The 17,913-nt window shown below is 69.6% G+C and carries 17 protein-coding genes; 10 read left to right on the plus strand and 7 right to left on the minus strand.

The features are described 5' to 3' along the window. Positions 1 to 44: 44 nt before the first annotated feature. The 5 genes from F0L46_RS02115 to F0L46_RS02135 form a co-directional block, all read right to left on the minus strand. Entirely contained in the window at positions 45 to 1,493 is a 1,449-nt protein-coding gene (locus F0L46_RS02115; RefSeq protein WP_149815372.1) for an amidohydrolase family protein, read from the minus strand. Positions 1,494 to 1,513: 20 nt separating this feature from the next. Further along, on the minus strand, positions 1,514 to 2,806 hold the full coding sequence (locus tag F0L46_RS02120) for an NAD(P)/FAD-dependent oxidoreductase (RefSeq protein WP_149815373.1): 1,293 nt from the start codon (positions 2,804 to 2,806) through the stop codon (positions 1,514 to 1,516). A 152-nt stretch (positions 2,807 to 2,958) separates the two neighbouring features. Continuing rightward, entirely contained in the window at positions 2,959 to 3,447 is a 489-nt protein-coding gene (locus tag F0L46_RS02125) for a VOC family protein (RefSeq protein ID WP_149815374.1), read from the minus strand. Between the two features lie 47 nt (positions 3,448 to 3,494). Further along, a complete protein-coding gene (locus tag F0L46_RS02130) occupies positions 3,495 to 4,274 on the minus strand; it encodes a VOC family protein (RefSeq protein ID WP_149815375.1) in 780 nt (259 codons plus the stop codon). Positions 4,275 to 4,314: 40 nt separating this feature from the next. Beyond that, entirely contained in the window at positions 4,315 to 4,737 is a 423-nt protein-coding gene (locus tag F0L46_RS02135) for a YciI family protein (RefSeq protein ID WP_149815376.1), read from the minus strand. A gap of 106 nt (positions 4,738 to 4,843) precedes the next feature. On the opposite strand from F0L46_RS02135, the gene F0L46_RS02140 reads away from it, so the two are divergent. Then, positions 4,844 to 5,524 carry a winged helix-turn-helix transcriptional regulator gene (locus F0L46_RS02140; protein ID WP_149815377.1) on the plus strand — a complete coding sequence of 227 codons (681 nt, stop codon included), beginning with the start codon at positions 4,844 to 4,846 and terminating at the stop codon, positions 5,522 to 5,524. 70 nt (positions 5,525 to 5,594) lie between these two features. Then, positions 5,595 to 6,476 (plus strand): glutathione-dependent disulfide-bond oxidoreductase, encoded by an 882-nt coding sequence (gene yghU / locus F0L46_RS02145; RefSeq protein WP_149815378.1) that lies wholly within the window; start codon positions 5,595 to 5,597, stop codon positions 6,474 to 6,476. Positions 6,477 to 6,491: 15 nt separating this feature from the next. On the opposite strand, the gene F0L46_RS02150 is transcribed toward yghU, so the two are convergent. Continuing rightward, a complete protein-coding gene (locus F0L46_RS02150; RefSeq protein ID WP_149815379.1) occupies positions 6,492 to 7,367 on the minus strand; it encodes a LysR family transcriptional regulator in 876 nt (291 codons plus the stop codon). A gap of 104 nt (positions 7,368 to 7,471) precedes the next feature. Here F0L46_RS02150 and F0L46_RS02155 point away from each other — a divergent pair, with 104 nt between their 5' ends. The 7 genes from F0L46_RS02155 (at position 7,472) to preA (ending at position 15,623) form a co-directional block, all read left to right on the plus strand. Further along, positions 7,472 to 9,076 carry an NADH-quinone oxidoreductase subunit L gene (locus F0L46_RS02155; RefSeq protein ID WP_149815380.1) on the plus strand — a complete coding sequence of 535 codons (1,605 nt, stop codon included), beginning with the start codon at positions 7,472 to 7,474 and terminating at the stop codon, positions 9,074 to 9,076. A 4-nt stretch (positions 9,077 to 9,080) separates the two neighbouring features. Beyond that, positions 9,081 to 11,615, plus strand: coding sequence for a YbcC family protein (locus F0L46_RS02160; protein ID WP_149815381.1), 2,535 nt, complete (start codon positions 9,081 to 9,083; stop codon positions 11,613 to 11,615). A 110-nt stretch (positions 11,616 to 11,725) separates the two neighbouring features. Beyond that, a complete protein-coding gene (locus F0L46_RS02165; RefSeq protein ID WP_149815382.1) occupies positions 11,726 to 12,025 on the plus strand; it encodes a hypothetical protein in 300 nt (99 codons plus the stop codon). A 115-nt stretch (positions 12,026 to 12,140) separates the two neighbouring features. After that, complete coding sequence (locus tag F0L46_RS02170) at positions 12,141 to 12,383, plus strand: BrnA antitoxin family protein (protein ID WP_149815383.1); 243 nt, start codon at positions 12,141 to 12,143, stop codon at positions 12,381 to 12,383. Between the two features lie 26 nt (positions 12,384 to 12,409). Beyond that, positions 12,410 to 12,775 carry a thiol-disulfide oxidoreductase DCC family protein gene (locus F0L46_RS02175; protein ID WP_149815384.1) on the plus strand — a complete coding sequence of 122 codons (366 nt, stop codon included), beginning with the start codon at positions 12,410 to 12,412 and terminating at the stop codon, positions 12,773 to 12,775. A 134-nt stretch (positions 12,776 to 12,909) separates the two neighbouring features. Then, positions 12,910 to 14,274, plus strand: coding sequence for an NAD(P)-dependent oxidoreductase (locus F0L46_RS02180; protein ID WP_149815385.1), 1,365 nt, complete (start codon positions 12,910 to 12,912; stop codon positions 14,272 to 14,274). A gap of 11 nt (positions 14,275 to 14,285) precedes the next feature. Further along, entirely contained in the window at positions 14,286 to 15,623 is a 1,338-nt protein-coding gene (preA, locus tag F0L46_RS02185; RefSeq protein WP_149815386.1) for an NAD-dependent dihydropyrimidine dehydrogenase subunit PreA, read from the plus strand. 64 nt (positions 15,624 to 15,687) lie between these two features. On the opposite strand, the gene rutR is transcribed toward preA, so the two are convergent. Beyond that, positions 15,688 to 16,356: an HTH-type transcriptional regulator RutR gene (rutR, locus tag F0L46_RS02190; protein ID WP_240539813.1), complete on the minus strand. Its 669-nt coding sequence runs from the start codon at positions 16,354 to 16,356 to the stop codon at positions 15,688 to 15,690. 119 nt (positions 16,357 to 16,475) lie between these two features. Between rutR and aptA the strand changes: the two genes are divergently transcribed. Further along, complete coding sequence (aptA, locus tag F0L46_RS02195; RefSeq protein ID WP_438646654.1) at positions 16,476 to 17,810, plus strand: omega-aminotransferase AptA; 1,335 nt, start codon at positions 16,476 to 16,478, stop codon at positions 17,808 to 17,810. The last annotated feature ends 103 nt before the right edge of the window (positions 17,811 to 17,913 follow it).

Consider the following 17,913-nt stretch of genomic DNA (forward strand, 5'->3'; position numbering starts at 1 on the left):
CTTCCGTCGTGATCCCGCTCCCATCCGGACGAGGGGCGCCCGTCTCATTCCCGCACCGGGTAGACCCGTGGCGAGAGCTGGTCGAGGCTCCGCCCGGCCCAATCGCGGCCGGGAGCGCCGGCGATCACCTCCGCCTGACCGCGCCGCAGCATCGCGATGTTCTCCTCGATCGAGAACGTGACGAGCTCGCCGCGCCGCACCACCTGCCGCCCGTCCACGTAGACGTCGCGCACTGCGCGGTCGTTCGCCGAGTAGACGAGGCTGCGGAGCGGATCGTAGTCGGGCTGCATGTAGGGGTTCGTCATGTCGACGACCGTGATGTCGGCCTTGGCGCCGACGGCGAGGCGGCCGAGATCCGGGCGGCGGATGATGTTCGCGCCGCCGACGGTCGCGGCCGTGAAGGCGTGGTGGGTCGAGGAGGCCGTGTAGCTCCCTGCCACGACTCGCCCCGCGTAGCAGGCCATGCGCAGCTCATCGAGCATGTTGTGCGGGAAGCTGTCCGTCCCGATCCCGCAGCGGATCCCCGCATCCATGTAGCGCCCGAGCGTGTTGAGCGCGATGCCGCGCCGGGCGAAGACCACGGGGCAATGGGCCATCTGGGCGCCGCTGTCGCGCAGCCGCTCGAAGTCGTTCGCCTGGGGGAAGTGGATCCAAGGGTGGTCGTTGAGGAAGATGCAATGGCCGATCACCGTGTCGGGCCCGAGCGCCCCGATGCGGTCGAGCCATTCGACGGGCGTGTAGCCCGTACGCCGCACGATCTCCTGGAACTCAACGATGCTCTGCGCGGCATGGATCTGGATCGGCTCCCCGCGGTCGCGCGCGATCGCGAGCGCGTCGAGGATCTGGGCCTCGTTCACCGTGTCGATCTGGGCTGGGCCGATGAGGCCGGTGAAGCGCCCGCTCGGATGGCGCGAGATCTCCGCCGTGAGCTCGGCCGCCTGCCGCAGGGCCGCGTCGCCGCGGGCGAAGTCGAGGTCGTACTCAACCGAGTGCCCGTTCTTCGTGCCCCAGGGCCCTGAGCGGAACATGGCCCAGAGCACGGCGCGGATGCCCGTCTCCTCGTAGTCCTCCACCCAGCCCGGCCGCGGATAGGCGAGGTCGCAGATCGTGGTGACGCCGCTCTTCAGGAGCTCCGCCACCGCGACGCGCCGCGCATGGTGGGCATATTCGGGGCCGACCTGGAACACGGGCATGAACTCGTAGAGCGAGCTCTGCCCCAGGCGCGGGCTTCCGAGTTCCTCCAGCATGCCCTTCCAGCCCGGCTCGTGCCCCGGATGGCTGTGCACGTTCACGAAGCCCGGCAGCAGCATGAGACCGCCGGCGTCGATCTCGGCGTCCGCCTTTCCGTCGAAGCCTTTTCCGACATGCGTGATCCGGTCGCCCGAGAAGGCGAGATCGGCGCCGCGCAGATAGACCTGCGTCCGCTCGGCCTCGTCCCACGCGACGAGCCAGTCGCAGTTGCGGAACACGGTCGTGCCGGGATTCTCAGACATGGCGGATCTCCGAAAGGGCGTCAGCGGGTGGCGGCGCGGCGCTCGCGCCAGAGGTCGGCGGCCTGGTAGGACCAATAGGTGAGCTGCGCGGCCGCGACCCCGAACGGCCCGCCGTTCCAGGCGAGCCCGAAGGGCTCGTAGAGGCGGATGCGGTCGCTCCGGCCCATGATCGCCTCCGCGACCACGCGGCCAGCGATGGCGGTCGTGTTGAGCCCGTGGCCGCCGAAGCCGAGGGCGTGCCAGACGCCCGGCTGCAGCCGTCCCACGAGGGGCATGAGGTGGCGCGCATAGGCCATCAGCCCCGACCAGGCAATCTCGACGCGCAGACCTTCGATCTGCGGATAGGTCGACACCATGGTTCGCCGCAGCATCTCGGCAAGCCGCCGCGGCTCGGAGGTGCGGGTCGTGATCCGCCCGCCCCACAACAGCCGTTCGCCCCCGTCGACGAGCCGGTAATAGTCGCCGGCCCGCCGCTCGTCGCTGATCGCGAAGGGGGTGCGAACGGCCTCGGCGATCCGCTCGCGGGCGGGTTCGGTGAGAAGCACGTAGGTCGCGATCGGCAGGAAGCTGCGGCGCAAACGCGGCACGAGCCGGTCGGCGTAGCCACCGGCGGCCAGGACGACGTCACGCGCGCGGATCTCGCCGTCCCGGGTGCGAAGGCGCTTCTCCGGCCCGTTTAGGCTGGCTTCGACGACCCGCGAACTTTCGAAGATGCGGCCGCCCGCGGCCTCCACCCCACGGGCCAGCCCATGCGCATAATGGAGTGGGTGGAAGTGGAAGGCGCCGGGGTCGTAGAGTGCCTCGAAGTATTTGGTCGAGCGGAGCATCTCCCGAACCCGCTCGGTCGGCACGACCTCGACAGGGTAGTCGAAATCCCGGGCAAGCCGGTCCCGGCTGCGGGCCAGATCCGACGCGCCGGGATGACGCAGCACCTTGAGACGCCCGGAGACGGGGCTCGCCTCCGGGATCGGGATCTCCCGCAGGTTCTCCTCGACGATCCGCACGCCCTCGATGGAGAGGCGGTGGAGGGTCTTCGCGTTCTCTTCGCCGGCCATGCGGGCGATCTGGTCGTGGCCGGTGGCGTAGCCCGGCCCCACGAAGCCGCCGTTTCGGCCCGACGCGCCCCAGCCGACCCGCTCGGCCTCGACGACGATGACGGACTGACCCGCGCGAGCGAGCTCGAGCGCTGCGGTGAGCCCGGCGAGACCCGCCCCGACCACGGCGACGTCGGCCTGATGCCGGCCGCGCACGGGATCGCGAAGGGGAGCATCGCCGAGCGTGGCGGAATAATAGGTGCGAGGATAGGTCGACATGGGAGCAGCCGGGGGACTCGAGGGCCCAAGGCTAGGCGAGGCCGCGCCCGCATGCACGCCCTTATCCGCGCATATGCCGGCGCGCCGAAATCCGCTCAGGCAGATCCGGCCCGGCGAGCGTTCGAAACAGGCCGCGCGCTATGGCCCTCGTTTCAGGCGGCGACGGCTTTGCGCGCGGCCTCCTCGATCCCTGCGATATCGATCTTGCCCATGCTCATCATCGCCCCCATCGCGGCTCTGGCGCGTGCCGGATCGGGATCGCTGAAGAGGGCCAGCAGGCGCTTGGGCGTGATCTGCCAGGAGACGCCCCAACGGTCCTTGGCCCAGCCGCACGGGCCAGCCTGCCCGCCGTCGCCCGTGACCGCGTCCCACAGACGGTCCGTCTCGGCCTGATCGTCGGTCTCGATCATGAACGATACGGCTTCCGTCTGCGGGAACCGGGGCCCGCCATTGAGAGCGCAGAAGCGCTGCCCGGCCAGGCGGAAGATGACCGTGAGCACCGAGCCGGCCGGGCCGGATGGGGGGTCCGCGGGCGAGCGGTTGATCGACTCGATGCGGCTGTCGGGAAGGAGGGTCACATAGAAGGCGGAGGCCTCCTCGGCGGCTTTGTCGAACCAGAGGGTCGGGGTAATCTTGGACATGATGTCGATCGCTCGCAATCGGGAGGGAAGGATTGGGGCAGTGGTCGTCAGCGGCGCGGACCCACCAGGGCGAACATGGCCCCCTGAGGATCCAGCCCCTGGATGATCCATCCGCCGCCCGGCACCTCGTGCGGGCCCTGGAGCACGCGGCCGCCGCCGGCCTCGACGCGCGACACCGCCTGCTCGATACCATCCACGTGGAAGTAGTAGAGCCATGCCGGGCGCGGGAAGGCGGGGCTGTTCATCATTCCCCCAGCCGCCTCCGGGTCTCCGGGGCCTGCGTGGAAGAGCTGGTAGGTACCCATCGGACCCATCGGCATCGCCTCGCCCTTCGCCCATCCGAATTGGTCGGCGTAGAAGCCGAATGCCGCTTCCCAGTCGGTCGTGTGCAGCTCGTGCCAGTCGATGCTGCCGGCGCGGCCGGGCGGAGGCGTCGGTTCGCCCGCGCCCTCGGGCGCGATCAGGTAGAAGGCCGCCCCCTGCGGGTCGGCGGCCATCGCGATCCGCCCGACGCCGGGAATGCTCCTCGCGTCGAGATGTACCGCACCGCCGGCCGCGCGCAGGCGCGCGGCCGCTTTATCCACGTCGTCCACGCACAGATAGCCGAGCCAGGCCGGGCGGGCGCCCGCCTGGTAGGCTTCGGGCGGGATCGCCATGAGCCCGGCCGTGCCTCTCCCGCCCGCCGACAGCACCGTGTAGCCGCCGCCGGGTCCGCCGGGGAACGGAGCGGCGTCCCAGCCGACCACCGAGCGGTAGAAGGCCTCGGCCGCCTCCGGCTCCGTCGTCATCAGCTCGTACCAGACGAAGCGCCCTGCAAAATCGGTCATCGTCGTTCCTCCCCCGGCTTGTTGGTTCGACTGGCGCAGATCAGCGAGTGGCTTGCCGCTCGCGCAGGCGGGCATGGGTTTCGGCCATCTCAGGCGTGAGCACCTCGCCGAAATCGGCAGCCTCGAGCAGCGGACGGATCTCCAGCACGCCGCCATCGGGCATCGGGTTCGGGCAACGCTGCGCCCAGGAAACGGCTTCCGCCATGTCCTTCACCTGCCAGACCCAGAAGCCCGCCACGAGCTCCTCGATCGCCTCGAACGGGCCGTCGATCAATGTGCGGCTCTGGCCCTCGAACACGACGCGCTTGCCCTTTGAGGACGGATGCAGGCCGTCGCCCGACACCAAGATCCCGGCTTGTACGAGCTCCTCGTTGAAGCGGGTCATCGCCGCGAGGAGTTCCGTCGAGGGCATGGCCCCGGCCTCGCTGTCCCGGGTCGCCTTCACCAGCACCATCACGCGCATCGCTGCTCTCCTTTCCGCCGGAGAAGCTCCCCCGGCTGCCCCTGATTTGCCGAGCATGACCGGCTCTGTTACGATATGCAACTCGTAAGTTAGGTTTTATAACTGAATGAACGATCTTGCCTCCCGGCGGCGCTACGACGACGCATGCGGGACCGCGCACGCGCTCGATCTCGTCGGCGAGCGCTGGGCTCTGCTCGTCGCGCGCGAGCTGATGCTCGGTCCCAAGCGCTTCTCGGACCTGCGGGCGGGCCTGCCCGGCATCAGCGCCAACGTACTGACCCAACGCCTGGAGGGACTGGAAGCCGCCGGGGTGCTCACCCGCCGCCGGCTGCCGCCACCTGCCTCGGTGGGGGTCTACGAGCTGACCTCCTGGGGCTACGAGCTCGAACCCGTCATCCTCAGCCTTGGGCGCTGGGCCGCCCGCTCGCCGGGGCACGACCCGACCCTGCCGCTGAGCGCCGCGTCCCTTATGTTCTCGTTCAAGGCGATGTTCGATCCAGGAGCGCTGGGCGATGCGGGGATCGTGGCCGGGTTTCGTCTCGGATCGGAGGAGTTCTGCGTGAGGGTGGCGAACGGCACGGCCGAGCCGGCGCGTCAGCCGGCGGCAGAAGGAGATTTCATCTTGGAGAGCAGCGCCGAGGCCATCGCGGCGGTGGTCTACGGGGGCGTCCCCATGGCGAAGTTCGAGGCGGTGGGAGCGCTGTCGCTCGCCGGAGACCGCGCCTTGGCCGAGCGCTTCGTCGGGCTGTTCAAGCTTCCAGCGAAGGCCGTCGTCGACAAGACGTGATCGAGCGCAGGGGTGACGCTGGCCCGGCGAATCGGCCCTATTCTGGCAGGCAATCAACCGGAGACCGACCATGACGGACAGCGTTGACTACACCCCGCCGAAGGTCTGGACCTGGGACAAGGAAAGCGGCGGGCGCTTCGCCAACATAAACCGCCCGATCGCCGGACCGACGCACGACAAAGAGCTTCCCATAGGCCGGCACCCCTTTCAGCTCTACTCGCTCGGGACCCCGAACGGCGTGAAGGTCACCGTCATGCTCGAGGAACTGCTCGAAGCAGGGCACTCCGGGGCGGAATACGACGCGTGGCTGATCCGGATCAGCGACGGCGACCAGTTCGGCAGCGGCTTCGTCGAGGTGAACCCGAACTCGAAGATCCCGGCGCTGATGGACCACAGCGGCCCCGAGCCCATCCGGATCTTCGAGTCGGGCGCGATCCTGGTCCACCTCGCCGAGAAGTTCGGCGCGTTTCTGCCTGCTGGCGGCGCGGCGCGGGCGGAGTGCCTGTCCTGGCTGTTCTGGCAGATGGGCAGCGCGCCGTTCCTCGGCGGCGGCTTCGGCCATTTCTACGCCTACGCGCCGAGCAAGATGGAATACCCGATCAACCGCTACGCCATGGAGGTGAAGCGGCAGCTCGACGTGCTCGACCGGCGGCTCGCGACGAGCGAGTACGTCGCCGGGTCCGAATACACGATCGCCGATATGGCGATCTGGCCCTGGTACGGCGCGCTCGCGAGGGGGCTCCTCTACGACGCCGGCGAGTTCCTCCAGGTGCAGGACTACCGCAACCTCCAGCGCTGGACCGAAGCCGTCGGTGCCCGGCCTGCGGTCAAGCGCGGGCGGATGGTGAACCGCATCTCGGGCGAGCCGGCGAGCCAGCTGCACGAGCGGCATGACGCGAGCGACTTCCTGACGAAGACCCAGGACAAGCTCCAGGGCTCCGGCGAGGGTTGATCCGGTGCGGCCGTCTCACCCGGCGGCGGCGATCTCGCGCAGGAGCGGGTTCGGGAACCGGCGGCGGCGCGAGATCGCGTAGAACGATTCCTTGATCTGCGGCAGGCTGCAGCGCTCGACCAGGACGCCCGCCGTCAGCTCCTCGATCACGACCACGGGGGGGACCAGGGTGACGGCGTGGCTCTCGCGGGCGATAAGGCGCAGCATCGCCATGTCGTCCACCTCGGCGAGCACGATCGGCCTGATCCCCGCTTCGTCGAGGAGCGAATCGAACGCCGTGCGAATCGTGCTGCCGCTCCCTGGGAGGACGATGGGGATCCGGGCGAGATCCCGGGGGAAGTCGAGCGGCGCCGTTCCATCGTCCGGACGACCGACAAGGCTCACCGGCTGGTCGGCAACGAGCGTGTTCTGCCAGTCGGCGTCGAGGTCGATCGTGGCGGGCTGGTTGGCGAGGACCAGGTCGAGGGCGTGAGCCTCGAGCTGCGCCAGGAGGTCGCCGAACGCGCCCGAACGCACGACGAGCTCGACGTCCGGGCGGCTGATCAGCGGGCGCAGGATCCCGAGCTGGAAGTTGCGCGAGAGCGTCGCCACCGCGCCGATGCGCAGCACTTGGCGGTTCTCGCGCCCGAGCCCCTTCAGGATGCTGACGAGCTCCTCGCCGGAGCGGAACATTGTCTCCGCGTAGCCCAGCGCGATGCGCCCGGCCTCGGTGAGCTGGAGGGCCCGCCCACGCCGCTCGAAGAGCTGCTGGCCGAGCTGATCCTCCAGCGCCTTCAACTGCACCGAGAGCGAGGATGCCGACACGTTGAGCCGCTGGGCCGCCCGTGTGAGGCTCCCCTCCGAGGCGATCATCCAGAAGTAGCGGAGATGGTGATAGTTCAGAAAGGCCATGACATATTCTGTTTCATCTAACGATAGGTTGCAAACTTCGAATTTTCCGAAACGGTTCCTCCCGCGTAATGCCAGGGCAACGTCTCTTGCGGAGCGAACCGCCCATGTCGTCCCTGCTCTCCTGGCTTGTTCTCATCGGCCCGCTTGCCCTCGTGGCCGCCGGCGCCCTCCCGTCGGCGCAGGCGAACGCCGCGCCGCGCCGCACGGCCGACCGCACCTTCGTCGCCGCGCTCGTCGCGTTCGCGGTGGCGCTCCTCACGGCGGTGGCGGTGGCGAGCGGCGGCGCGCTCGTGAGCGGGACGCTAGGCCTGCGCGGGATCGGCCTGGGGGTCTATGCCGACGCGCTCTCCGCGGTGATGTTCGTGCTCGTGTCGTTCATCGGCGTCGTGGTGCTGCGCTACAGCCGCAACTACCTCGCCGGCGACCCGAACCAGGGATGCTTCCTGAAGTGGATGGCGCTCACGCTCGCGGCGGTGCTCACCCTCATCATCTCGGGCAACCTGGTCCAGTTCATCGGGGCCTGGATCGCGACGAGCCTCGGCCTCAGCCGCCTTCTCCTGTTCTACGGCGAGCGTCCGGCCGCGCAGCTCGCGGCGCGCAAGAAGTTCGTGGCAAGCCGCATCGGCGACGCCTGCCTCGTCCTCGCGGCTCTCCTCCTCCTCGGCACCTTCGGGACCCTCGACTTCGCCGGGCTCTTCGCCGGCGCCAACGCCATGAAGGCCGCCGGCACGACGTCGGGCGCAGTGACGGCGGTGGCCTTCCTCGTCGTGGTCGCTGCGCTCCTAAAGTCGGCGCAGCTGCCCCTGCACGGCTGGCTCATCGAGGTGATGGAGACGCCGACCCCCGTCTCCGCGCTCCTGCACGCGGGCATCATCAACGCCGGCGGCTTCCTCGTGCTGCGGCTTGCCGACGTCGTTTCGCTGTCTGGCGGCGCCCTGGAGGTTCTCGTCCTGGTCGGCGGCGCTACCGCGCTTTTCGGCTCCGTGGTGATGCTCACCCAGACCTCGGTGAAGGTTTCGCTGGCCTATTCCACGGTCGCTCAGATGGGCTTCATGATGCTTCAGTGCGGGCTCGGCGCCTTCCCGGCGGCGCTCCTGCACATCGTGGCCCACTCGCTCTACAAGGCTCATGCCTTCCTGTCCTCCGGCAGTGTGATCGACCTCGCGCGCGCTTCGTGGACGCCGAGCCCCGGCGGCCAGCCCCACCCGGCTCGCCTTGTGATGGCGCTCCTCGCGGCGCTCGTGGTGACGCTCCTCGTGGCGGCCCTGTTCGGGACGACGCTCCAGGAGAAGCCCGGCGCCGTGGCGCTCGGCGCGATTCTCCTCCTCGGCCTCGTCCATCTCCTGGCCAACGCCATCGACGAGCGGCCGAACGCTTACGTGATCGGCCGGACGGTGGTGCTGACGGTCTCCGTGGCGCTCGCCTATTTCGCCCTCCAGGCTGTGGCCGAGCATCTTATGGCCTCGAGCCTGCCCGCGACGCTGCCCCTGCGCGGCCCCTTCGATCTCGCGATCGTCGCCCTCGTGGTGCTCTCATTCGCGGGCCTTGTGGTGTTCCAGAGCCTCATGGCGCGGCATGCCCAGGCCCCGGCCTGGCGGGCCCTCTACGTGCATCTCTCGCACGGGCTCTACCTGAACACCCTCGCCAACCGCCTGGTGCTGCGCCACTGGCCCCGCACCACCCCGGTCTCCTCGAACGTGAAGGCCTGACGCCATGACCGCAGCGCTGAAACTCGCTCCCATCGCTCCCGCCATGGTCGACCGGCCCGCCCTTGACGCCGCGATCCGCGGCGCCTGCCGCAAGATCGCGCCGCTCTGGCCGCTGAAGCACTTCGTCGCCGTCAACCCGTTCCTCGGCTTTACGAACCAGTCCTTCGCCGCCACCTGCGCGACGCTGCGGCGGGTCGCGGGCGTCGACATGCTGATGCCCCGCGCCTTCTACCGGGAGGCGATCGCCGCCGGCGCCATTGACGACGCCGCGCTTGATGCGGCGCTCAAGGCCTCGCCCGCGCGCCCGGGCGCCCCGGCCGACGTTGCCGCCCTAAAGGCGGCCGCGGCCCTCGATCCGCGGTGGAGCGCCCGGCCCGCCGCCGTCGTCGCCACCGTGGCGGAAGTGCTCGACGCGGTCGCCCAGGGCGATCGGCAGGCGTCCCTCGTCGGCTTCATGATCGACGAGATCTCGCGCTGGTGCGCCGCCTATTTCGACGAGGGCCAGGCGAGCTGGCGCATGCCCACCCGGGGCGCCTCGCCCTACACGGCCTGGCGCGACATCGCCCGCTACGATCGCAACCCCGAGATCATGGGCGTCCCGGGCTTCCGGCGCTCGATCATGGCGCTGCCGGAGGATCCGGTGGAGGCGATCGGCGAGGTCGTGGCCAAGCTCGGCATCCCGAGCCGGGCGGTGGAGGACTACCTGCACCGCGCCCTGTTCGACATCGGCGGCTGGGCCGCCTACGCCCGCTACCTGGCCTGGAACGCGGAGCTCCATGGCGGTACCGACGACACCCTCGTCGAGCTCCTCGCCATCCGCATCGCCTGGGGCTACGCCCTCTTCGAGGCGCGCACCGACGCCGCCATGAAGGACGCGTGGGCGAAGGCCATGGCCGACGCGGCCGCGCTGCCGGACGACGAGGCGCTCGGCGCCGATCCCGATCTCGCCGTCGACCTGCTCCTGCAGCAGGCCTACGAGATCGCCTACCGGCGGCGGCTCGTCGACGGGCTCAAAGGCCATGCGGCGCGCCCCCGCGCCGAGGCCTTGCCCGTGCGCAAGCCGGTTCAGGCCGCGTTCTGCATTGACGTGCGCTCGGAAATCTTCCGGCGCGCGTTCGAGACCGCCTGCCCGCAGGCGCAGACCGTCGGCTTCGCCGGGTTCTTCGGCTTTCCGATCGAGTACGTGCCGATCGGCCATCAGCGGGGCGGGGCGCAGTGCCCCGTGCTGCTCAAGCCCGCCTTCATCGTCTGCGAGCAGGTCGGCGACGCCTCCCCGGACGAGGAGACGGAGGTCCTCGGGCTCCGGCTGATACGCCGGCGTGCCGCCAAGGCCTGGAAGTCGTTCAAGCTCTCGGCCGTGTCGTCGTTCTCCTATGTCGAGACGACAGGTCTCCTGTTCGCGGGTAAGATCGCCTCCGACAGCCTCGGCGTCACCCGCCCCGTCGCGAACCCGACGGTTGACGGGCTTGACGGGTCAGTGGCGCGCCGCGTCGGGCCGCGGCTCGAGCCGCGCAAGGTCGGCGGCCGGGCCACGGGCTTCGAGCCGGCGCAGCGCGTCGCCATGGCGGAAGCCGTGCTCAAGGCCATGTCGATGACGGAGGGCTTCGCTCGCCTCGTCATGCTCACCGGGCACGGCAGCACCACGGTGAACAACCCGCATGCCTCGGGGCTCGATTGCGGCGCCTGCGGCGGCCACACCGGCGAGGCGAATGCACGGGTCGCCGCGGCCATCCTCAACGATCTGGGCGTGCGCGAGGGCCTGCGCGAGCGGGGCCTTCCGGTGCCGGACGACACCTGGTTCCTCGGCGCGCTCCACGACACCACCACGGACGAGGTGACGATCTACGACGAGGGGCACGTGCCCGTCTCGCACGCCTCCGACCTCGCCCGCCTCAAAACCTGGCTTGCCAAGGCGGCGTCCCTGGCGCGCCTGGAGCGCACGGCGCTGCTCGGGCTCACGGGCCCCGAGGCGACGGACGAGAAGGTGCTCGAGCGCAGCCGCGACTGGTCTCAGGTCCGGCCCGAATGGGGCCTTGCCGGCAACGCCGCCTTCATCGCGGCCCCCCGGGAGCGCACGCAGGGGCTCGATCTCGGCGGCCGCGCCTTCCTGCACGATTACGATCACGGCAAGGACACGAGCCAAGGGGTCCTGGAGCTGATCATGACCGCGCCGATGGTGGTGGCGAGCTGGATCAACCTTCAATATTACGGCTCGACCGTGAACAACCGCGCCTTCGGCTCGGGCAACAAGGTGCTCCACAACGTGGTGGGACAGCTCGGCGTGCTCGAGGGCAATGCGGGCGACCTGAAGGTCGGCTTGCCGCTCCAGTCGGTCCATGACGGCGAGCGCTTCGTCCACGAGCCCCTGCGGCTCAACGTGTTCATCGAGGCTGGCGAAGCCGCGATGGACGCGGTCATCACGAAGCACGCCTCGGTGCGGGAGCTGATCGAGAACGAGTGGATCCACCTCCACTCCCTCTCGGACGAGGGCCGCACCATCCGCCGCTGTCACGGCGCCGGCGACTGGCGCGACAGCTAGCCAAGCAGCGGTCCGGGAGGCTCACCCATCGGGCATCGCCCGGACCGCGTGCCAGACGAAAGCCATGGTTGGCGTTCAAGGGACGGGCCCCCAATGCGAGAGGTCCGTCCTTGCCCATCTCTGCCGAACAAGCCGTGTCCGTCCTCATCCCCCTTGTGGTGCTCGCGATCCTATGGAGCGTGGTCCGCCACTGGATCCTGCCCTTCGTGCTCGGATTCACGCTCGCGGTCGCGCTCGGGCCGCAGGCCCGCCCGCTCGTCTCCGGGGTCTGGTCGGCGGTGGCCGGTGTCGGTGACCGCATCTTCGGATCGGATCGCGATGATGGCGGACCGCCGCCCGCGGAGTGGGAACGTCGCCGCGCAAGGCCCGGTGAGTACGAACCCGACCAGGATTCGTGGCGTAACCGCTGATCGACCTTGCGCGCGCCGCGCGAGTGGTCTCTCCTATCGACGCCCGTGCTGAACGGCTTTCCCCCTTGAGACAGCCGGGCCGGCGTGACGCAGTCAGCGGAGTTGAAGACCCACGATGTCGAGACCACCCTTCCGGCGCACCAGCGATCCGCGCCAGGCTGCCGAAGCGGCCTTCAAGGCGGCGACCACCAAGCCCGCTGACGCGGAGGCCCCGCCGAAGCCCAAGGTCAGCCTGCCGCCCGCCCGCGAGCTCGTGTCCCTGCGCATCGATCGCGACGTGCTGGAGCACTTCCAGGAGGACGGCCCGGGCTGGCAGGAGCGGATCAACGACGCACTGCGTCGAGCCATCGGCAAGTAGGCGCACCGCACCGCGATGGGTGAGCCATGCCCAACCTGACGGTCTATTACGACGGTGCCTGCCCGCTCTGCCGGGCGGAGATCGACTATTACCGCCGGCGACCGGGCGCCGACGCCGTCGTTTTCGTGGACGTCTCGACCACGCCCCCGGGGGAGGGGCTTTCGTGCGCAACCGCGCTCGCCCGCTTCCATGTGCGGGAATCGGACGGGCGGCTTGTGTCGGGCGCCGCGGCCTTCGCCCGTCTGTGGCGGGCGCTGCCGGGGTGGCGCTGGTTCGGGCACCTCGTTGGCTCGCCGCCGATCCTGCCGCTGGCCGAGCTGGCCTATCGCGGCTTCCTCCCGTTGCGCCCCCGCATCTCCCGCGCCTTCGGCAGACTCGCGCGCAAAGGCTGACTGTGCCAAAGGCCGTTTGACACCTCACGCAAGCTTTGATCAGATGGTCAAATCATGAGCCGGCCCCTCGAGAGGCAGGCCTGAGGGTGAACGAATCGACGGCCTGACGCCCCGCATCGCGGGCAGGAGGACCCATGTCTACACCACCGGACATCCGCGCCGGGCGCCTCGCCTCGTGCGATTACGCGCCTGCTTTCTCCGATCTGCACGAGGCGCTCGACGCGCACGAGGCCCGGGTCGCGGCGGAACGATGCCTGTTCTGCTACGACGCGCCCTGCATCACCGCCTGTCCGACGAGCATCGACATCCCGCTCTTCATCCGCCAGATCACGACTGGCAATGCCCGGGGCGCCGGCAAGACGATTCTCGACGCCAACATCTTCGGCGGCATGTGCGCCCGGGTCTGCCCGACGGAGACGCTGTGCGAGGAGGCCTGCGTGCGCAACGAGGCCGAGGGCAAGCCCGTCCTCATCGGCCAGCTTCAGCGCTTCGCCACGGACGCGGTGATGGCCTCCGGGCGCCCGCTCTACCGGCGGGGGGCGCCCAACGGAACGCGAATCGCCGTGGTGGGTGCCGGCCCGGCAGGCCTCTCCTGCGCCCACCGGCTCGCGACGCTGGGCCATGAGGTCGTGGTGTTCGACGCGCGGGCGAAGGCGGGCGGCCTCAACGAGCACGGCATCGCGGCCTACAAGTCGACGAACGACTTCGCCCAGGCCGAAGTGGACTGGATCCTGAGCGTCGGCGGGATCGAGTTGCGCACGGGCCAGGCGCTCGGCCGCGACTTCACCCTCGCAGACCTCAGGCGCGACTTCCACGCGGTATTCCTCGGGCTCGGCCTCCAGGCCGTGAACGCGCTAGGGATCGACGGCGGGGGGCTCTCGGGCGTCGAGGATGCGGTCGCCTTCATCGAGACCCTGCGCCAGACCGCCGACCTCTCGACCCTGCCGATCGGCCGCCGGGTCGTGGTGGTGGGCGGCGGCATGACGGCGGTGGACGCCGCCGTCCAGGCCAAGAAGCTCGGCGCCGAGGAGGTCACCATCGTCTATCGCCGGGGTGCCGAGCAGATGGGCGCGAGCCGCTACGAGCAGGAGCTCGCCCTCACGGCAGGCGTAGTGGTCCGCCATTGGGCGCGCCCGCTGTCGGTGCGCGGCGCGGACGGCGCCCTCACCGCTGTCACCTTCGCCGGGACGGCGGAGCGGGACGGGCGCCTCGTCGACACGGGCGAGACCTTCGAGCTGCCGGCCGATCAGCTCTTCCGCGCCATTGGCCAGTCGTTCGTGCCGGGGCCCGTGGCGGGCGAAAGCGACGTCCTCGACCTGGAGGGCGGGCGCATCGCGGTCGACGCCGAACGGCGGACGTCCCTCGCAGGGGTCTGGGCCGGGGGCGACTGCGCCGCCGGCGGGCGCGACCTCACGGTCGTCGCCGTCGAGGACGGCAAGCAGGCCGCCCTCTCGATCAACCGGGCGCTTCTGGGCTTCGTGCCCATGGCAGCGGAATAAAGGGGCCCGCCATGGCCGATCTCAGCGTCAATTTCTGCGGCATCAAGGCGCCGAACCCATTCTGGCTCGCCTCCGCGCCCCCCACCGACAAGGCCTATAACGTCGAGCGCGCCTTCCGGGCAGGCTGGGGCGGCGTGGTCTGGAAGACGCTGGGCGAGGACGGCCCGCCAGTGGTCAACGTCTCGGGGCCGCGCTACGGTGCGGTGCACGGGCCCGACCGGCGGCTGCTCGCCTTCAACAACATCGAGCTCATCACCGACCGGCCGCTCGAGGTGAACCTGCGCGAGATCGCGGAGATGAAGCGCCGCTGGCCCGACCGGGCCATGGTAGTCTCCCTCATGGTGCCATGCGAGGAGGACGCGTGGAAGCGCATCCTGCCCCGGGTCGAGGCCACGGGCGCGGACGGGATCGAGCTCAATTTCGGCTGCCCGCACGGCATGTCCGAGCGCGGCATGGGCGCGGCGGTCGGCCAGGTGCCCGAATATGTCGAGATGGTCACCCGCTGGTGCAAGACGCACAGCCGCATGCCCGTCATCGTGAAGCTCACGCCCAACGTCACGGACGTGCGCAAGCCCGCGGAAGCCGCGCGTCGTGGCGGGGCGGACGCCGTGTCGCTCATCAACACGATCAACTCCATCGTCGGCGTCGACCTGGAGCGGATGGTGCCGAGCCCGCATACCGACGGCAAGGCGACCCATGGCGGCATGTGCGGCCCCGCCGTGAAGCCCATCGCCCTCAACATGGTGGCGGAGATCGCCCGCTCGCCCGCGACCCGGGGCATGCCGATCTCCGGCATCGGCGGCATCGAGACCTGGCGGGATGCCGCGGAGTTCATGGCGCTCGGCGCCGGCACGGTGCAGGTCTGCACCGCCGCGATGGTCTACGGCTTCAGGATCGTCCAGGAGATGATCACGGGCCTCGAAGCCTTCATGGATGAGCGCGGTTATGCCCGTCTCGACGATTTCGTCGGCGCCGCCGTGCCCAACGTGACCGACTGGCAGTACCTGAACCTCGACTACGCCGTGAAGGCGCATATCGACCAGGATCTGTGCATCAAGTGCGGCCGCTGCCACGTGGCCTGCGAGGACACCTCGCACCAGGCGATCACGCACCTCGTCAACGGGGTGCGCCATTTCGAGGTGATCGAGGAGGAGTGCGTCGGCTGCAACCTGTGCGCCACTGTGTGCCCCATCGAGAGCTGCATCACGATGGAGCCTCTCGTGAACGCCCTTGATAAGCGTACCGGCCGGGTGGTCGACGGCTCCTACCGCAACTGGACCCAGCACCCGAACAACCCCATGGCGGAGTCGGCCGGAAAGCCCCTGGAACCCATGGAGCCCGCCGAGTAGAACGGACGGGCGGGGCCTTCGCCCCGCCCTCGTCGAGTGGGGGAGGGCGTATCGGATGGCGGGCTCAAGACCCCTGCGCGGCGCGGTCCCGGGGCAGCACGCCCTCCAGCAGGATGTGCTGGAGGTTGGCGAGCGTCGTCTCGTAGAAGCTCTCCTCCTCCAGCCCCGCCCCGGTGAGCGCCCGGATCTGGGTGCCGAAATCGGCGTAGTGCTGCGTGGTGGCCCAGATCGCGAAGATGAGATGCTTGGGATCGATCGCGCGCAGGCGTCCTTCGTCGATCCAGCCCTGGATGGCGCGCGCCTTCGCCTCGACCATGGCGAGGAGAGGCCCGGTGAGGGTAGCGTTCAGATGGGGGGCGCCCTGCAGCATCTCCAAGGCGAAGAGGCGCGAGGCGGCGGGATGGCTGCGGGAATAGGCGAGCTTCGCTGCGATGTAGGCGCGAAGCGCCGTCTCTGGATCCTGGGCGCCGTCGAGCTCGCGCAAGGGCTCCAGCCACATGTCGAGGGTGCGGGCGAGCACCGCCGTGTAGAGGTCTTCCTTGGTGCGGAAGTAGTAGAGCAGGTTCGGCTTCGAGAGGCCGGCGGCGGCGGCGATGCCGTCGATGCGCGCGCCCCGGAAGCCGTAGGCCGCGAAGACGTTGAGGGCCGCGTCGAGGATGCGTTCCGCGTTGGCCTCGCCGGCTCGGGTCTTGCGCTGAGCCGCCCGGCCCTCCGGCCACACTTCGTCCGCCACCGCTCGACTCCGCCAATCCCGGGGCGCGACCCTAAGGCTTGTGGGGCGGCCCCGGCAAGGGCAACACTGACACCGTTCGCCGCGACGCGGGGACGAGCCGACCGAAAAGGATCCAGATCATGAACGTCGTTCCGATGACGCGCCCGCTCCCCAACGATCTTGATGCGTTCTGGATGCCGTTCACCGCGAACCGGCAGTTCAAGCAGTCGCCGCGCCTCCTCGCAGGCGCCAAGGACATGCACTATTACACCCCTGAGGGGCGGCCGATCCTCGACGCCACGGCGGGCCTGTGGTGCGTGAACGCCGGCCACGGCCGGCCCAAGATCGTCGAGGCGGTGCAAAAGCAGGTGGCGGAGCTCGACTACGCGCCCGCCTTCCAGATGAGCCATCCCAAGGCCTTCGAGTTCGCCTCGCGCCTCGTCCAGATCACCCCCGAAGGCATGGACCACGCCTTCTTCACGAATTCCGGCTCCGAGTCGGTGGAGACGGCGCTCAAGATCGCGCTCGCCTATCAGCGGGTGCGGGGACAGGGGACGCGCACACGCCTGATCGGCCGGGAGCGCGGCTATCATGGGGTGAATTTCGGCGGCATCTCGGTGGGCGGCATCGTCTCGAACCGCAAGATGTTCGGCACGCTGCTGTCGGGCGTCGACCACATGCGCCACACCCATGACCCCGCCCGCAACGCCTTCACCCGGGGCGAGCCGGAGCACGGCATCGAGCTCGCGGAGGACCTGGAGCGGATCGTGACGCTTCACGACGCCTCCACCATCGCGGCGGTGATCGTCGAGCCGGTGGCGGGCTCCACGGGCGTGCTCGTGCCGCCGAAGGGCTATCTTAAGCGCCTGCGCGAGATCTGCGACAAGCACGGCATCCTGCTCATCTTCGACGAGGTGATCACCGGGTTCGGACGCCTCGGCACGCCCTTCGGCGCCGATTATTTCGGCGTGACGCCCGACATCATGATCACGGCGAAGGGCATCACCAACGGCGTGGTGCCCATGGGCGCGGTCTTCGTGAAGTCGGAGATCCACGATGCCTTCATGACCGGCCCCGAGCACCTCATCGAGTTCTTCCACGGCTACACCTATTCGGCCCATCCGCTCGCCTGCGCGGCCGGGATCGCAACTCTCGACACCTATGCCGAGGAGGGTCTCCTCACCCGCGCCGCCGAGCTCGCGCCCTATTGGGCGGACGCGATCCACTCCCTGCGGGACACGAAGCACGTCATCGACGCGCGCAACATCGGCCTCGTCGGTGCCGTCGAGCTGGAGCCGATAACCGGCGAGCCGACGAAGCGCGCCTTCTCGTGCTTCCTCGAATGCTTCGAGCGCGGCGTGCTGATCCGGACCACGGGCGACATCATCGCGCTCTCGCCCCCGCTGATCATCTCGAAGGGGCAGATCGACGAGATCGTCGGAACGCTCTCGGACGTGCTCAAGGCGGCGGCTTGATGCCTATCGTTGCGGCAGGCGGTGGGCACGGCTCCGGGCCCGCCGCCCACAGGCAAGGGCGGCATGGGCCTTGCGTGCGCCGCGGTAAGGATTGCACGGTGAG

This window comes from Salinarimonas soli, from assembly GCF_008386575.1.
GTDB lineage: Bacteria > Pseudomonadota > Alphaproteobacteria > Rhizobiales > Beijerinckiaceae > Salinarimonas_A > Salinarimonas_A soli.

Coding starts and splice junctions, on each gene's coding strand:
- aptA (WP_438646654.1), top strand. CDS start 16,476: ATGAACGTCGTTCCGATGACGCGCCCGCTCCCCAACGATCTTGATGCG.
- F0L46_RS02160 (WP_149815381.1), top strand. CDS start 9,081: ATGACCGCAGCGCTGAAACTCGCTCCCATCGCTCCCGCCATGGTCGAC.
- F0L46_RS02140 (WP_149815377.1), top strand. CDS start 4,844: ATGAACGATCTTGCCTCCCGGCGGCGCTACGACGACGCATGCGGGACC.
- F0L46_RS02155 (WP_149815380.1), top strand. CDS start 7,472: ATGTCGTCCCTGCTCTCCTGGCTTGTTCTCATCGGCCCGCTTGCCCTC.
- F0L46_RS02150 (WP_149815379.1), bottom strand. CDS start 7,367: ATGGCCTTTCTGAACTATCACCATCTCCGCTACTTCTGGATGATCGCC.
- F0L46_RS02120 (WP_149815373.1), bottom strand. CDS start 2,806: ATGTCGACCTATCCTCGCACCTATTATTCCGCCACGCTCGGCGATGCT.
- F0L46_RS02135 (WP_149815376.1), bottom strand. CDS start 4,737: ATGCGCGTGATGGTGCTGGTGAAGGCGACCCGGGACAGCGAGGCCGGG.
- F0L46_RS02180 (WP_149815385.1), top strand. CDS start 12,910: ATGTCTACACCACCGGACATCCGCGCCGGGCGCCTCGCCTCGTGCGAT.
- F0L46_RS02130 (WP_149815375.1), bottom strand. CDS start 4,274: ATGACCGATTTTGCAGGGCGCTTCGTCTGGTACGAGCTGATGACGACG.
- F0L46_RS02175 (WP_149815384.1), top strand. CDS start 12,410: ATGCCCAACCTGACGGTCTATTACGACGGTGCCTGCCCGCTCTGCCGG.
- F0L46_RS02170 (WP_149815383.1), top strand. CDS start 12,141: ATGTCGAGACCACCCTTCCGGCGCACCAGCGATCCGCGCCAGGCTGCC.
- F0L46_RS02115 (WP_149815372.1), bottom strand. CDS start 1,493: ATGTCTGAGAATCCCGGCACGACCGTGTTCCGCAACTGCGACTGGCTC.
- F0L46_RS02125 (WP_149815374.1), bottom strand. CDS start 3,447: ATGTCCAAGATTACCCCGACCCTCTGGTTCGACAAAGCCGCCGAGGAG.
- yghU (WP_149815378.1), top strand. CDS start 5,595: ATGACGGACAGCGTTGACTACACCCCGCCGAAGGTCTGGACCTGGGAC.
- preA (WP_149815386.1), top strand. CDS start 14,286: ATGGCCGATCTCAGCGTCAATTTCTGCGGCATCAAGGCGCCGAACCCA.